This is a genomic window from Frankia sp. Cppng1_Ct_nod (assembly GCF_920656135.1).
In the GTDB taxonomy this organism is placed as follows: domain Bacteria; phylum Actinomycetota; class Actinomycetes; order Frankiales; family Frankiaceae; genus Protofrankia; species Protofrankia meridionalis.
Map to the genome: position 1 here is coordinate 17,244 of NZ_CAKKTK010000058.1, position 13,693 is coordinate 30,936.

General features: G+C 68.5%; 15 protein-coding genes and 1 pseudogene. 14 read left to right on the forward strand and 2 right to left on the reverse strand.

The window, feature by feature from the left end:
- Nucleotides 1-293 precede the first annotated feature (293 nt).
- The 9 genes from dxr (at nt 294) to NBW77_RS15980 (ending at nt 9,250) form a co-directional block, all read left to right on the forward strand.
- Nucleotides 294-1,514, forward strand: a complete 1,221-nt coding sequence (gene dxr / locus NBW77_RS15940) for a 1-deoxy-D-xylulose-5-phosphate reductoisomerase (RefSeq protein ID WP_131747943.1) — start codon at nt 294-296, stop codon at nt 1,512-1,514.
- Between the two features lie 76 nt (nt 1,515-1,590).
- A complete protein-coding gene (locus NBW77_RS15945) occupies nt 1,591-2,784 on the forward strand; it encodes a M50 family metallopeptidase (RefSeq protein WP_131747941.1) in 1,194 nt (397 codons plus the stop codon).
- 192 nt (nt 2,785-2,976) lie between these two features.
- Complete coding sequence (gene ispG / locus NBW77_RS15950) at nt 2,977-4,131, forward strand: flavodoxin-dependent (E)-4-hydroxy-3-methylbut-2-enyl-diphosphate synthase (RefSeq protein WP_131747939.1); 1,155 nt, start codon at nt 2,977-2,979, stop codon at nt 4,129-4,131.
- Nucleotides 4,132-4,149: 18 nt separating this feature from the next.
- Nucleotides 4,150-5,001: a GNAT family N-acetyltransferase gene (locus NBW77_RS15955; protein ID WP_131747937.1), complete on the forward strand. Its 852-nt coding sequence runs from the start codon at nt 4,150-4,152 to the stop codon at nt 4,999-5,001.
- Between the two features lie 150 nt (nt 5,002-5,151).
- Nucleotides 5,152-6,213: an ABC transporter substrate-binding protein gene (locus tag NBW77_RS15960; RefSeq protein WP_131747935.1), complete on the forward strand. Its 1,062-nt coding sequence runs from the start codon at nt 5,152-5,154 to the stop codon at nt 6,211-6,213.
- Nucleotides 6,214-6,245: 32 nt separating this feature from the next.
- Nucleotides 6,246-7,007, forward strand: a complete 762-nt coding sequence (locus NBW77_RS15965; RefSeq protein WP_131747933.1) for an ABC transporter ATP-binding protein — start codon at nt 6,246-6,248, stop codon at nt 7,005-7,007.
- A complete protein-coding gene (locus tag NBW77_RS15970; protein ID WP_131747931.1) occupies nt 6,997-7,929 on the forward strand; it encodes an ABC transporter permease in 933 nt (310 codons plus the stop codon). The genes NBW77_RS15965 and NBW77_RS15970 overlap by 11 nt, the downstream gene beginning before the upstream one ends.
- A gap of 128 nt (nt 7,930-8,057) precedes the next feature.
- The gene (locus NBW77_RS15975; protein ID WP_131747929.1) at nt 8,058-8,513 is read left to right on the forward strand and encodes an RrF2 family transcriptional regulator; all 456 of its coding nucleotides are present in this window, start codon (nt 8,058-8,060) and stop codon (nt 8,511-8,513) included.
- Nucleotides 8,510-9,250: an HAD family hydrolase gene (locus NBW77_RS15980; RefSeq protein ID WP_242606024.1), complete on the forward strand. Its 741-nt coding sequence runs from the start codon at nt 8,510-8,512 to the stop codon at nt 9,248-9,250. The genes NBW77_RS15975 and NBW77_RS15980 overlap by 4 nt, the downstream gene beginning before the upstream one ends.
- Before the next feature lie 7 nt (nt 9,251-9,257).
- On the opposite strand, the gene NBW77_RS15985 is transcribed toward NBW77_RS15980, so the two are convergent.
- On the reverse strand, nt 9,258-9,743 hold the full coding sequence (locus tag NBW77_RS15985) for a DUF4439 domain-containing protein (RefSeq protein ID WP_250279941.1): 486 nt from the start codon (nt 9,741-9,743) through the stop codon (nt 9,258-9,260).
- Nucleotides 9,740-10,240, reverse strand: a complete 501-nt coding sequence (locus NBW77_RS15990; protein WP_131747925.1) for a hypothetical protein — start codon at nt 10,238-10,240, stop codon at nt 9,740-9,742. The genes NBW77_RS15985 and NBW77_RS15990 overlap by 4 nt, the downstream gene beginning before the upstream one ends.
- Nucleotides 10,241-10,392: 152 nt before the next feature.
- On the opposite strand from NBW77_RS15990, the gene rimP reads away from it, so the two are divergent.
- The 5 genes and pseudogenes from rimP to NBW77_RS16015 form a co-directional block, all read left to right on the forward strand.
- Complete coding sequence (rimP, locus tag NBW77_RS15995) at nt 10,393-11,058, forward strand: ribosome maturation factor RimP (RefSeq protein ID WP_131747923.1); 666 nt, start codon at nt 10,393-10,395, stop codon at nt 11,056-11,058.
- Nucleotides 11,055-12,173, forward strand: a complete 1,119-nt coding sequence (nusA, locus tag NBW77_RS16000; RefSeq protein ID WP_250279942.1) for a transcription termination factor NusA — start codon at nt 11,055-11,057, stop codon at nt 12,171-12,173. The genes rimP and nusA overlap by 4 nt, the downstream gene beginning before the upstream one ends.
- A 7-nt stretch (nt 12,174-12,180) precedes the next feature.
- The gene (locus NBW77_RS16005) at nt 12,181-12,438 is read left to right on the forward strand and encodes a YlxR family protein (RefSeq protein ID WP_165486255.1); all 258 of its coding nucleotides are present in this window, start codon (nt 12,181-12,183) and stop codon (nt 12,436-12,438) included.
- A 199-nt stretch (nt 12,439-12,637) separates the two neighbouring features.
- A pseudogene (locus NBW77_RS16010) lies at nt 12,638-12,784 on the forward strand (translation initiation factor IF-2 N-terminal domain-containing protein); the annotation flags it as partial.
- 622 nt (nt 12,785-13,406) lie between these two features.
- Nucleotides 13,407-13,693: hypothetical protein (locus tag NBW77_RS16015; RefSeq protein ID WP_250279943.1), on the forward strand; the 287-nt coding region annotated here is incomplete at its 3' end.

Below are 13,693 nucleotides of genomic sequence, written 5' to 3' on the forward strand. Positions count from 1 at the left end.
TACGCAAGGACTTCAGTCAACCGAGCCGTGCTGTTGCCGGGAACGCGCGACGACGGTGCGTCCCAGTGCGACGACAAGCGGATGTGCAAAGGCGGATGCGCTTTGCACATTGTGACGCTCAGCAACGGGATTATATGTCTATGTAGATACTTGCCGACATATTACAGGCGATATGGCGAAAATCACTTTATTGGCAATGTGTACTCCGCTTCAGGCGCATCAGGCCCGGTCCAGGCCGGGTCGGGTGTCGGACTCCGAACATGTGTCGGCGTGCCTCGGTGGTCCCTGCGACAATGGTCCACGTGGTCGAGTCGCCGGTCCCGCGTGAAGTTGTCCTGCTAGGTTCGACCGGGTCGATAGGGACCCAGGCTATTGATGTGGTGAGACGTAACCCCGACCGGTTCCGCGTGGTGGCGCTGACCGGTGGGGGAGGGCGGGTTGACCTGTTGGCAGCCCAGGCCCTTGAGCTGGGCGTTGAGGCCGTGGGTGTGGCCCGCGCCTCGGCCGCGCAGGATCTGCAGCTGGCCTTCTACGCAGAGGCGTCCCGGCGGGGCTTCCGCAAGGGTGAGTACGCCATTCCGAAGATCCTTACCGGTCCGGACGGGGCGACCGAGATTGCCGCGTGGCCGTGTGATGTCGTCCTCAACGGCATCACGGGCTCCGTGGGCCTGGCGCCCACCCTCGCCGCGTTGCGGGCCGGTCGCACGGTGGCGCTTGCGAACAAGGAGTCACTGGTTGCCGGTGGGCCGCTGGTGCTCGACGCTCTCGGCGGCGACCCGTCGCGGCTCGTTCCGGTGGACTCCGAACACTCGGCCCTCGCCCAGTGCCTGCGTGGGGGTCGGCGCGAGGAGGTCCGCAGGCTTGTCCTCACCGCAAGTGGTGGGCCGTTTCGGGGCCGTTCGCGCGACCAGCTGGGTGATGTGACCCGGGAGCAGGCACTGGCGCACCCGACCTGGGACATGGGTCCGCTCGTCACGATCAACTCGGCCACCCTTATGAACAAAGGCCTCGAGCTGATCGAGGCACACCTGTTCTTCGGGGTGCCCTACGACGACATCGACGTCGTCGTCCACCCGCAGTCGTTGGTGCACTCCATGGTCGAGTTCACCGACGGGTCGACGCTGGCGCAGGTGTCCCCACCGGACATGCGCCTGCCGATCGCACTAGCCCTGGGATGGCCGGACCGGGTGCCCGCGGCCCAGGCCCCGATGGACTGGCGGCGGGCCCAGTCGTTGACCTTCGAGCCGTTGGATGCCGTAGCCTTCCCCGCGGTGGATCTCGCGCGTGAGGCCGGGCGCCGCGGTGGGACTGCTCCCGCGGTCTTCAACGCCGCCAACGAGGAGGCCGTGGCGGCTTTTCTCGGACACCGGCTACCGTTCGTGCGCATCGTCGACGTCGTCGCCGAGGTGGTGACGGCGCATTCCGTCGTGGAACGTCCGAGCCTCGACGAGGTGTTGAACACCGAGAGGGAAGCGCGCGAGCAGGTGCGCGCGCTCATTGACCAAGGAGCCTGATCGAAGCGTGATGCCTTCGTGACGCAAAGGTGCCATAGAAGATCTCGTAGCGCTGTGATCGGGGCATGATCGCATCATGACCAATGTCATTGGCATCGTCGCGTTCGCGCTGGCCCTGATCGTTTCTGTCGTCCTGCACGAGGCCGGCCACTTTGTGACGGCCCGCCATTACGGCATGAAGGCCTCGAAGTTCTTCGTCGGTTTCGGTCCGACGTTGTGGTCCCGTACCCGTGGTGAGACCGAGTACGGCTTCAAGGCATTCCCGGCCGGGGGATTCGTCAAGATCGAGGGAATGACTCCCCTCGAGGAGATCGATCCGGCCGACGCGGACCGGGCGTTCCACAGCCAGCCTGCCCGTCGGCGGGCCGTCGTGCTGGTAGCCGGGTCGTTCATGCACCTGGTCATCGCAGTTGTCCTGATCTACGGCGTTCTGTTGGCGTTGGGGTCCTCTCGCCCGAGCGAGAACAAGGTCGGCCGAACCGTCTGCGTGCCGGTGACCGGGCAGTGTGCCGCGAATGCGCCGGTGGGCCCGGCCGAGCGTGCGGGTGTGCGCGCGGGTGACCGGGTGGTCAGCTTCGACGGCACGCCGATCGGGGACTGGAAGCAGTTCACCCGACTCATCCGCGACCATGGCCCGGGCGTCGCCACCCTCGTCGTCGACCGGGACGGTCGCACGGTCACCCTCCAGCCGGACCTGGTGGCGGTCCAGCGGGACCGTCAGACCGGGCTACCCGGAAACGACGTGGTCGGGGCGATCGGTATCGCGCAGGGCATTGACACCGTCCGGTACAACCCGATCTCGGCTGTTCCGAGAACCACCGCGGTCATCGGAACCGGTATCGGCGGCATGTACGACACGCTGGTGCACCGGATCGGCGACCTCGGGAACCTCTTCGGTCACGACCGGAATCCGAACGGCCTGGTAGGTGTCGTCGGAGCGGCCCGCGTCGGTGGCGAACTGCTGTCCGCCCAGGACACTTCCGCTGTGCAGCGGATCGGTGACTTCCTCGTCCTCGTGGCCGGTGTCAACCTGGCGATCGGCGTCTTCAACCTGCTTCCGCTGTTCCCGCTCGACGGCGGGCACCTCGCGGTTCTCGGCTTCGAGCAGGCCCGGCACGGCACACGTCGACTGGGTGGCTACCGCGGACCGGTCAAACGTGTCGACCTCGTGAAGCTTCTGCCCGCGGCATACGCGATGGTCGCCTTCTTCATCGCGCTGAGTCTGCTCATCCTGTCCGCTGACATCGTCAACCCGATCAGCCTCAACTAGCCGACCTGCACCCGCGATATCGGGTAGCGATCTTAATGGTTCACCGGGGTGACGTGGCCATGGTTCCTGCCGTGTTTCCGGGAGCCTGCACTACCGGGGGGCCTGCACTACCGGGGGCAGGAGTGCCTACCAGGTGGCAAGACCTGTGACATCCCTTCAGTATCCAACCATCGACACGCCAGTGAGGACATCGTGACCATAACTCTCGGCATGCCCGAGGCACCACCCCTCTCGCTCTCCACCCGGCGCCGGAGCCGGCAGATCCACGTCGGTAACGTGCCGGTCGGCGGGGACGCGCCAGTCTCCGTCCAGTCCATGACCACAACGCTCACCTCCGACGTCAACGCCACCCTGCAGCAGATCGCGCAGCTGACCGCGGCCGGTTGTCAGATCGTGCGGGTGGCCGTTCCCAGTCAGGACGATGCGGACGCGTTGGCCGCCATCGCGAAGAAGTCGCCGATTCCGATCATCGCGGACATCCACTTCCAGCCGAAGTACGTGTTTGCGGCGATCAATGCCGGCTGCGCCGCCGTCCGCGTTAACCCCGGCAACATCAAGGAATTCGATGACAAGGTCGGGGAGATCGCCCGTGCCGCATCCGCAGCCGGCACCCCGATCCGTATCGGGGTGAACGCCGGTTCGCTGGACAAGCGTCTGCTGGCGAAGTACGGGCGTGCGACGCCGGAGGCGCTCGTGGAGTCGGCGCTGTGGGAGTGCTCGTTGTTCGAGGAGCACGGTTTCACCGACATCAAGATTTCGGTGAAGCACCACGACCCGGTCGTGATGATCCAGGCATACCGACTGCTCGCCCAGCGCTGCGAGTACCCGTTGCACCTCGGGGTCACCGAGGCGGGGCCGGCGTTCCAGGGCACGGTGAAATCGGCCGTCGCGTTCGGGGCGTTGCTGGCTGAGGGGATCGGTGACACGCTGCGGGTGTCGCTGTCCGCGCCGCCCGTGGAAGAGGTGAAGGTCGGCATCGGCATTCTCGAGTCCCTGGGACTCCGCCAGCGCACCCTGGAGATCGTTTCCTGCCCGTCATGCGGTCGGGCACAGGTCGATGTGTACAAGCTGGCGGAGGAGGTCACCGCCGGGCTGGACGGCCTGACGGTGCCGCTGCGGGTCGCGGTCATGGGCTGTGTGGTCAACGGGCCGGGCGAGGCGCGTGAGGCTGACCTCGGGGTGGCCTCGGGTAACGGCAAGGGCCAGATCTTCGTCCGGGGCAAGGTTGTCAAGACCGTTCCCGAGGCACAGATCGTCGAGACCCTGATCGAGGAGGCCATGCGGCTTGCCGAGCAGATGGAGGCCGCCGGATCGGCGTCCGGCGAGCCGTCGGTGTCGGTCGGGTAGTTCCGGACGTTCGTGACCATGGGCCTGCCGCTGCGCTCACCACCTACCCGCCTGCTCGATGACCGCGACCTGCCGGCAGTGCGGGAGGTACTCGCGCGCAACCCGATCGCGGACGTGTTCGTCGCGTCCCGGGTGGAGGCATGCGGACTGGTCCCCTGGCGGCTGGGCGCGCAGGTCTGGGGTCACACGGTGGACGGTCGGCTTGTCGCCGTCTGCTATTCGGGGGCAAACCTCTGGCCGGTTGCGGCGGGTCCGGCGTCGGCGAAGGCGTTCGCCGAACGGGCCCGCCGCCAGGGCCGCCGGTGTTCCTCGATCGTCGGCGTTGCGGATGCGGTCGAGGCCATGTGGCAGTACCTGGAACCGGAGTGGGGCCCGGCCCGTGACGTCAGGGCCGACCAGCCGCTGTTGTCGATCTCCGGGCCGCCGATCGTCGCCCCTGATCCCGCGGTCCGCCACGTTCGTCCGGACGAGCTGGACATACTGCTGCCGGCGTGTGTGGCGATGTTCACCGAGGAGATCGGGGTGTCCCCGATACTGGCCGACGGTGGGGCGCTCTACCGCGCCAGGGTTGCCGAGTTCGTCAGCCAGCGCCGCTCGTTCGCCCGTATCGAGGACGGGCGGGTGTTGTTCAAGGCCGAGATCGGCGCGGTTGCCGCCGGTGTCTGCCAGATCCAGGGGGTCTGGGTGACCCCGGAGCTGCGTGGCAGGGGACTCGGCGCCGCGGGCACGGCGAGTGTGGTGGCGATCGCGCAGACGACCCTCGCGCCGGTTGTCAGCCTCTATGTGAACGAGTACAACCACGCTGCGCGCCAGGCCTATGACCGAATCGGCTTTCGGCGGGTCGGAACCTTCGCATCGATCCTTTTCTGATCCGATCCCGGCCTCTATCTCCTGTTTCCGCAGTGTTGCGGGTTTGGTGACAAGGGATAGCGACTTGGGCCTTCCTCTGGCATGCTCGTTTTTCGACAACTTCGATCGGCTTGCGTGGCACCGTGAGGTACCGCAGTGGAGGGGAAGCTCATGTCATCGAGGAGGCTGTGGCGTCGCGTCACGCCATTGCTCGCGGTCGGCGCACTCGCGTTGGCGGCAACGGCCTGCTCTAGCGGGGGGGACAAGAACACGGTGTCCGCCGGCAGCCCCACGGGAACCCTGCGGCTCGGCTACTTCCCGAACCTCACTCATGCCCCCGCCATCTACGGGCTTGACCAAGGAATTTTCGCCCAGAAACTCGGTTCCGGGGTGAAGCTGGATACCTCGACGTTCAACTCGGGCACCCAGGAGGCCGAGGCGATCCTGTCCGGTGCGCTGGACGCCGGCTACATCGGGCCGAATCCCGCAGTCAACACCTTTGTCAAGTCCAAGGGTGAGGCGCTGCGCATCATCTCGGGAGCGACGTCTGGCGGTGCCGGCCTCGTGGTGAAGAGCAGCATCACCTCGGTCGATCAGCTGCGCGGCAGGACCATCGCGAGTCCGGGCCTGGCCAACACCCAGGATGTCGCGCTGCGGTACTACCTCAAGCAGCACGGCCTGGCCACCGACAAGAACGGCGGCGGTGACGTCCAGATCCGTCCGCAGGACAACACGGTGACGGTGGACGCCTTCAAGTCCGGCGCCATCGACGGCGCCTGGGTGCCCGAGCCGACCCTGTCCCGGATGGTCGCCGACGGCGGGAAGCTACTGGTGGACGAGGCCTCCGAGTGGCCGAACGGCAAGTTCGTCACCACCCTGCTGGTCGTGCGTACCGAGTACGCGAAGAGTAACCCCGAGATCGTCAAGCGTCTGGTGGAGGCGAACGTCGCTTCGATCGACGCGCTGAATGCGGACCCGGCCAAGGGCCAGCAGGTCACCAACCAGGGGCTGGGGAAGCTGTCCGGCAAGCCGCTGGCCGACGCTGTGATCACGCCGGCATGGAAGCGTCTGACGTTCACCTCTGACCCGGTCGCGTCATCGCTGCTTGCATCGGCCGATCATGCGCAGGAGCTTGGTCTGCTGAGCAAGGTCGACCTGAACGGGATCTTCGACCTGACGGCCCTGAACGCGCTGCTGACCACACAGGGCAAACCGTCGGTCGCTGCGAAGTAGGCGCGAGCCCAGTCGGTGGAGGAGAGGATTTCGTGACCGCTGTTGTTGACGCGAGTGCGGTACGGATCGACGGCGTGAGCCGGACCTTCGGGTCCGGTTCGCACCGGGTCCAGGCGCTTGACAACGTTTCCTTTGACGCGCGTCCGGGTCAGTTCGTCTGCCTGCTGGGCGCCTCCGGCTGCGGGAAGTCGACGCTGCTGGGCATTCTCGCGGGCATCGACCGACCCAGCTCCGGCATGGTCGACGTCGGCGGGCGCAGGGTCGGTCTGATGTTTCAGGATTCGGCACTGCTGCCGTGGCTCACCGCAGGCGGGAACGTTGCCCTGCCGATGAAGATCCGGGGTGTTCCCAAGGCGGACCGACAGGCCCGGGTTGCTGAGCTGCTCGCGATGGTCCGCCTTGCCGGTCTTGCGGACAAACGTCCGCACGAACTGTCCGGTGGCATGCGTCAGCGGGTCAGCCTGGCCCGGACGTTCGCGCAGGAGGCCGACGTCTTGTGCATGGACGAGCCCTTTGGGGCGCTGGACGCGATGACACGCGACCTGCTGCATGACGAACTGGAGCGGATCTGGCGGGAGACCGGGGTCACCGTCCTGTTCGTCACCCACGACGTACGGGAGGCGGTGCGGCTCGGCGACCGCATCGTCCTGCTGTCGAGTCGACCCGGGCGGGTGGCGGAGATCTTCGACGTCGGACTCGAACGCCCCCGCCGCATCGACTCACCGGATGTGGCCGTGCTCGCCGCAACCATCACCGCACGCCTGCGGGAGGAGGTAGGCCGCCATGGTCACTGAGACCACCATTGAGCCCGGCGCGTTGCGTAAGGCGCGGGCCGTGTCCATCGATGAGCCGGTGTCCACCGACGGGACCGATATCACTCTTGCCGGTCTAGACGCCCTCGACACGGTCACCGAGCCTGGACGTCCGTTCGCGGCCCGGGTGTGGTCCGCGACCTGGCCGAAACTGGGAGCAGTCGCGATCTTCCTGTTGCTGTGGCAGATCGTGGTGTGGAGTGATTGGAAGCCCTCCTACGTGCTGCCCGGCCCCAGCGAGGTGCTACCGGAACTCGCGCATCAGATCATGACCGGGGACTTCTGGTCGGCGCTCGTCCGCACCATGCAACGCGCCTTCGTCGGGTACGCGCTGGCGGTCCTGATCGGGACCGTTGTCGGCCTGGCGGTCTCGCGGTTCGTCTTGTTGCGGACCGCGGTCGGCTCGTTCGTCACGGCGCTGCAGACGATGCCCTCGATCGTCTGGTTCCCACTGGCGATCCTGCTGTTCAAACTCACCGAGTCGGCGATCCTGTTCGTAGTCGTGCTCGGCGCGGCCCCATCCATCGCCAACGGCGTCATCAGCGGCATCGACTACGTCCCCCCGCTGCTGACCAAGGTCGGCCAGACCATGGGCGCACACGGCCTGAAGCTCTACCGGCTGGTGGTGGCGCCGGCGGCCCTGCCGTCGGTGGTGGCAGGGCTCAAGCAGGGCTGGGCGTTCGCCTGGCGGAGCCTGATGGCCGGTGAACTGCTGGTCATCGTTCCCGGTCACCCGTCCATCGGTTCGGATCTGGAGAACAGCCGCCAGTTCCTGGAGGCGACCGGTGTGATCGCTTCTATGATGACGATCTTCATCATCGGGGTGTTGGTGGATGCTGCGTTCAACGTCGCGGACCGTCGGATGCGGGCTCGTCGTGGCCTCCTGCCCGAACAGGCCCGATGAGGGACGCCTGAGGCGCCTGAGAGACGCCTGGGATGTGCAGCCGCTGGAGAGCGGTGGGAGAGGCCGCACCCGCGCGGACCCGACACCCGTGCGGGGCAGGGTGACACCATGACCGGCAAGATGGATGCATGCAGATCTCCGCACGTGCCGACTACGCCCTGCGCGCGTTGCTGACCCTGGCCGCCTCCGACGGTGAGCTGGTCAAGGGCGAAAGCCTGGCTACCGCGCAGAACCTGCCGTTGCGGTTTCTGGAGAACATTCTCACCGACCTGCGTCGCAGCGGCCTGGTTGTGAGTCGGCGTGGCGCCGACGGCGGATACCGGCTCTGCCGGCCACCGGACGAGATCACCATCGCGATGGTGATCCGTGCTACCGACGGTCCGCTGGCGAGTGTGCGGGGCCGCCGGCCGGAGGACGCGGTGTACGAGGGTGCCGCACGCCACCTCCAGGATGTGTGGATCGCCGTGCGGGTCAGCCTGCGCCGGGTTCTCGAGGCGGTGACGCTCGCTGACGTCGCCAGCGGCCAGCTTCCGCCGATGATCTGTGAGCTCGGTCGTGACAGTGACGCGTGGGTCGCCCGGTGACCGTTGTTCCGGTGGCGGTGGTCTTCGACTGGGGCGGCACCCTCACCCCCTTCCACGATGTGGACCTGCTGGACCTGTGGCGGGTTGTCGCGCGCGACCTTGCTCCGGGTCACGCAGCCGAGCTGACCTGGTTACTGGAAGACACGGAACGGCAGTGGTGGGCGACGGAGGGCGGCGCAGGGCGCAGCGGGACCGTCATGGAACTGCTTGCGGCGGTGTCGGCGGCGGTCGGACTCGACGTCAGCGGAGCCGTGCACCGGGTGTCCGCCCGGCATGACCTGCGCGCCTGGACTCCGCACACGGTGTGTGACCCTGAGGCGCTGCTGCTGATGCATCTCGTGCGGGCTCGCGGGCTTCGGATCGGACTGCTGACCAACACCCACTGGCCCCGGTCGTGGCACTCGCGGTGGCTGGCCCGAGACGGACTCCTGGAACTGTTCGACGCCCGCGTCTATACCAACGACCTGCCGTTCTCCAAGCCGCATCCAGGTGCCTTCCACGCCGCCCTCGCCTCGCTCGGCGTCAGCGACCCACGCTCGGCGGTGTTTGTCGGTGATCGTCCAGCCAGTGACATAGCAGGGGCCCGCGCCGTCGGGATGCGGACCGTCCTGCTCTCCGACGGTCTTCGTCCGCAGCTGGAAGCATCCGGCCCGGCGGGTGGGTCCCAGGCCGATGCGGTGATCGGCCGGTTGGGGTGTCTACCTGGTGTCCTGGACAGGTGGGCTGTCAGCAGGTGATTCCCGGTCATACGCCAGGTAGGGCTCGGGTGGCCTGGTCGGGCGGCTGGCCGGCCGCAATGCGGGCCTGCTGGCCCCGTACCGCCATTCCCGCCAGGGCATCCACCACCAACGCGCGGGTTCTGCCGGCCAGGTCGCCAAGCGCGTCGTAAGCCGCGGCCGCGGCATGGTCCTCCACCTCGGCGAGCAGGAGAAGCGCCCGGTTGGGTTCGGTGGGCGCCACCGGCAGTTGGTAGGCGGGCTGGGCCGCGGGCACGGAGCCACGGCGGTCCGCGATCGCGGCGACCAGTTGGTCGCGCAGCTCGCGGTGGGCGTTGTAGGCGGTCTGGGCAAGGTTGCGGGTGGCAGTGGCGACAGATCCGAGCGGAGCCATCGCCCCGCCTGCCGCCGCGCAGGCGTACACGGCTGCGTGCTCCACGGCCAGCATGTCCGACAGCGCCCGGACAGTGTCCAGGTCGGTTGGCTGGTCAGCGGCCTGCGCGGTCACCGTCATCTGGACAGGGGGGCGAGTAGGTCCACATGGGCGGTCTCGGCGGCGCAGATGCTGGCGAGCAGCGGGGCCAGATACACGGACGCGTCCAGGCACTGCGCACGCAGAGCAACCGCGGTTTGTCGCTCCAGCGTGACGAGCGCGGCAACCGTCGCCTGCTGGGATGCCGCCCTGTCGGTCGCAGCCGGGGCCGGGCCGGCGGCCGGGGCACCGGTGGCGGCCGACCCAAGGTGGTCGGCGTGCTCGGCGTGGTGGGCCCGCACCACGCGCAGCATCGCCATGATCGATGGATGCGCGAGGATCGCGCTGTCATAAGCGGCGAGTAGGCGTTGTTCGGCCTGGGTGGCGGATGCGCGCAGGACGTCGTCGGTGGTGCGTGCATCCGGGGTGGTGACCGGGCCGGGTACCGACCGCGTCCAACTGCACCCGGCGAGGGTGGCGGCGACCAGGGGCAGCGCGCCGAGCACGAACCGCCGGGAGGATCCCTGCCCACGAATCATCTGTCCTGGAATCATCGTGCTCACGGCCCAGCAGTTTGTCACAGGGACGGCAGCGCCGTGATGCCAGTACCAGGGTGGGGACGACGTTTGGGTCGAGTGAGAGTCGTGCCGTAACGGACGTAGGCTCAGGATCTCCGGAGGACGTCACGTCGATGCGTGGCGCAAGAGAGGAGCGGGTCGACGTGGGCGACGCCGTGGCGCATACGGATGCCGGTGGCGGGCGACGCCGCGCCGAGGCGCGACATCAGGGCGTGGGCGACCGGCGGCGGTCGGTTCATGCCGAGCTGGTGGACCTGCTCACGCCGGAGCTTGCGGCTGATGGGTTCGACCTGGAGGAGGTCGGCATCACACGGGCCGGTTCCCGCAGCGTGGTCCGGGTGGTGGTGGACCGCGACGGCGGCGTTGATCTCGATGCTGTCGCGGCTGCCAGCCGGGTCGTCGCGGCCGTCCTCGACGCCGCTGACACAGCCGCCGCTGACACAGCTGCGGCCGGCACAGCCGCGGCCGGCAGGGGCTCGCCGGTTGCAGGTCCCTACGTGCTGGAAGTGACCTCTCCCGGGGTGGACCGACCGTTGGTGGCGCCACGGCACTGGCGGCGCGCCAGGGGGCGTCTGGTGTCGGTGCAGACCCGCGACGGCCGTCAGATCCTCGGGCGGGTACATACCAGCGGGCCGGATTTTGTCGAACTCGCGGTCGACGGCCGGCGCACCGCGGGCGGCGAGGCGGTGCGGATATCCTTCGCCGACGTCGTTCGGGCTGCTGTGCAGGTGGAATTCCGCGCAATCGACGAGGACGAGGACGCGGAGGCGGAGCGATGAAGCTCGACGTGGCGGCACTGCGTGGGATCGAGCGCGAGCGGGACATCTCCTTCGACACTCTGGTGGCCGCGATCGAGACCGCGCTGCTGACGGCCTACCGGCACACCGACGGCGCGGCGCACGATGCGCGTGTGGTCATCGACCGGACCTCGGGGCACGTCGCTGTCTACGCCCGTGAGACCTCCCCGGACGGCATGACGCGGGAGTGGGAGGACACGCCTGCCGATTTCGGCCGGATCGCGACGATGACGGCCAAGCAGGTCATCATGCAGCGACTGCGCGAGGCCCAGCAGGAGATCACCTATGGGCAGTATGCGGATCGTGAGCACGAGGTGGTCTCCGGGGTTGTCCAGCACCATGAGCAGCGGGCCGGCTCCAAGGTCGTGCTGGTGGACCTCGGCACCATCGAAGGGGTACTCCCGCCGGCCGAGCAGGTTCCCGGTGAGCGGTTCGAACACGGCGATCGCATCAAGTGCTATGTCGTGAGCGTCGTCCGCGGGGCGCACGGCCCCACGGTGGCCCTGTCGCGAACCCACCCGGAGCTGGTCAAGGGCCTGTTCCGGCTGGAGGTGCCGGAGGTGGCCGACGGCACTGTGGAAATTGTCGCGATCGCCAGGGAGGCGGGACACCGTAGCAAGATCGCGGTCCGGTCAAACGTCGTCGGGGTCAACCCGAAGGGCGCCTGCATCGGTCCGATGGGCGCGCGGGTACGAGCGGTCATGGCGGAGCTCGCCGGCGAGAAGATCGATATCATTGACTGGTCCGCAGAGCCGGCGACCTTCGTCGGCAACGCGCTGTCACCCGCGAGGGTCGCGCGGGTCGAGGTCACCGACCCGGTGGCCCGCGCGGCACGGGTGGTCGTACCGGACTACCAGCTCTCGCTCGCCATCGGCCGAGAGGGGCAGAACGCCCGGCTGGCCGCACGCCTCACCGGCTGGCGTATCGACATCCATTCGGACACGGAAGGTTCGGACACGAAAGGTTCGGACACGAAAGGCAATGGTGACTCGCTGTCGCGAGCAGGCTCCGGGTCGATTCCTCGGCGAGCCGCATCGCCGCCGGCCTCCCGCAGATCTCCTGCCGCGGGCGGCCACTCCCGAGGCGCTACGGGATAGACTCGTCATGGCGCGCCGTGCGGAGCCGATCCGCACCTGCGTAGGGTGTCGTACCCGGGCGGCGCGGTCCGACTTGGTGCGTATGGTGGCTGTTGACGGTGAACTCAGGCCGGATGTTCGTCATCGCATGCCAGGTCGGGGGGCGTACCTGCATCCCGACCTGGCATGCTTCGAACTCGCGGAGCGCCGAAAGGCGTTCCCGCGGGCGTTGCGCGTTCCAGGGCCGCTCGACCTCGGACGCGTCAAGGCCCACCTTGTCGAGTAGTGCAGGATCTAGGAGTAGTGGCAACGACTGGGCTTCGCGCACCGGCGGGAAGCCCATGCAAGATTGGACGACATCACCAGATGTCGACACGGAAGCAGGTCGAGACAGCGATGACCGCGCGATGAGCACGCAGCCATGATCACGACCGGCAGGTAACGAGGGTCACGCGGGCGGACCGCGGGCCGAACGAAGGAGCACCGTGGCAGGAAAGGCCCGCGTACATGAGCTCGCCAAGGAGCTCGGAGTCGACAGTAAGACCGTCCTCGCCAAGTTGAAGGATCTCGGCGAGTTCGTGAAGTCGGCTTCGTCCACAGTCGAGGCACCCGTCGTCCGAAAGCTCAAGGAGTCGTTCCCCACCGAAGGCGGGGCAACACAGCGAGCGGCCGCGCGCGGTGGCGCGACCCCGGGTAACACGGCCAGACCTGTGCCCGGAGCTCGACCCGGACCGGTGCAACCCCGTCCCGGACCGCGGCTCCCCGGCCGGCCGGGGACTCCTGCCACCACGGGTTCGCCAGTCCGCCCACAGGACCCCGGCGCCGGAGCCGTCGCGCCGGGCTCGGCGCGGCCAGGTCCCGTCTCGCCCCCGCGCCCCGGTACGCCGGTGACACCGAGCACGCCAACACCGAGCACGCCGGCGGCGAACATCCCCGCGGCCGCATCAGCACAGGAAACCATCCCGACCGCCGGGTCCGGCCCGGCTCCGGCCACGCAGCCCGCACGGCCACGCCCGGGTGGTCCCGCGCGGCCGTCGCCCGCCGTCGGCACGCAGAGCTCGCCCGCTCAGGACTCGTCGACGCAGGCCTCGTCGGTACAGGGCGCACCCGGGCAGAGCCCGCAGGCGAAGGGCCCGTCCGGTCGTCCCACCCCTGGTCCGCGGCCTGGTCCACGTCCGGCCGGCCCTGGTAACAACCCTTATACGACGCAGAGTTCGCAGGCCCGGTCGCAGCCGTCGGCCCCTGGCGCGCCCAATGGGGCACCGGCCGGCCCGCCGCCTCGGCAGGCAGGCCCACGCCCGGGCGGTCCGCGTCCGGCCGGCTCGGGCGGCCCGCGCCCCGGTGGTACCGGTGGTCGGCCGTCGCCGGGCCAGATGCCCCCACGCCCTGGTGGCACGGGTGGTCGGCCGGGGCCGGGCCAGATGCCCCCACGTCCTGGTGGTACCGGTGGACCCCGCCCCAACCCGGGTATGTTCCCGGCCCGTCCCGCCGGTAGCGGGCCACGGCCCGGCCCTGGTGGTACTGGTCGACCGGCTCCCGGC

Excerpts from the sequence above, each read along its gene's own strand:
- dxr (WP_131747943.1), top strand. The coding sequence starts at position 294 with ATGGTCCACGTGGTCGAGTCGCCGGTCCCGCGTGAAGTTGTCCTGCTA.
- NBW77_RS15945 (WP_131747941.1), top strand. The coding sequence starts at position 1,591 with ATGACCAATGTCATTGGCATCGTCGCGTTCGCGCTGGCCCTGATCGTT.
- NBW77_RS15955 (WP_131747937.1), top strand. The coding sequence starts at position 4,150 with ATGGGCCTGCCGCTGCGCTCACCACCTACCCGCCTGCTCGATGACCGC.
- NBW77_RS15960 (WP_131747935.1), top strand. The coding sequence starts at position 5,152 with ATGTCATCGAGGAGGCTGTGGCGTCGCGTCACGCCATTGCTCGCGGTC.
- NBW77_RS15970 (WP_131747931.1), top strand. The coding sequence starts at position 6,997 with ATGGTCACTGAGACCACCATTGAGCCCGGCGCGTTGCGTAAGGCGCGG.
- NBW77_RS15975 (WP_131747929.1), top strand. The coding sequence starts at position 8,058 with ATGCAGATCTCCGCACGTGCCGACTACGCCCTGCGCGCGTTGCTGACC.
- NBW77_RS15985 (WP_250279941.1), bottom strand. The coding sequence starts at position 9,743 with ATGACGGTGACCGCGCAGGCCGCTGACCAGCCAACCGACCTGGACACT.
- NBW77_RS15990 (WP_131747925.1), bottom strand. The coding sequence starts at position 10,240 with ATGATTCGTGGGCAGGGATCCTCCCGGCGGTTCGTGCTCGGCGCGCTG.
- rimP (WP_131747923.1), top strand. The coding sequence starts at position 10,393 with ATGCGTGGCGCAAGAGAGGAGCGGGTCGACGTGGGCGACGCCGTGGCG.
- nusA (WP_250279942.1), top strand. The coding sequence starts at position 11,055 with ATGAAGCTCGACGTGGCGGCACTGCGTGGGATCGAGCGCGAGCGGGAC.
- NBW77_RS16005 (WP_165486255.1), top strand. The coding sequence starts at position 12,181 with ATGGCGCGCCGTGCGGAGCCGATCCGCACCTGCGTAGGGTGTCGTACC.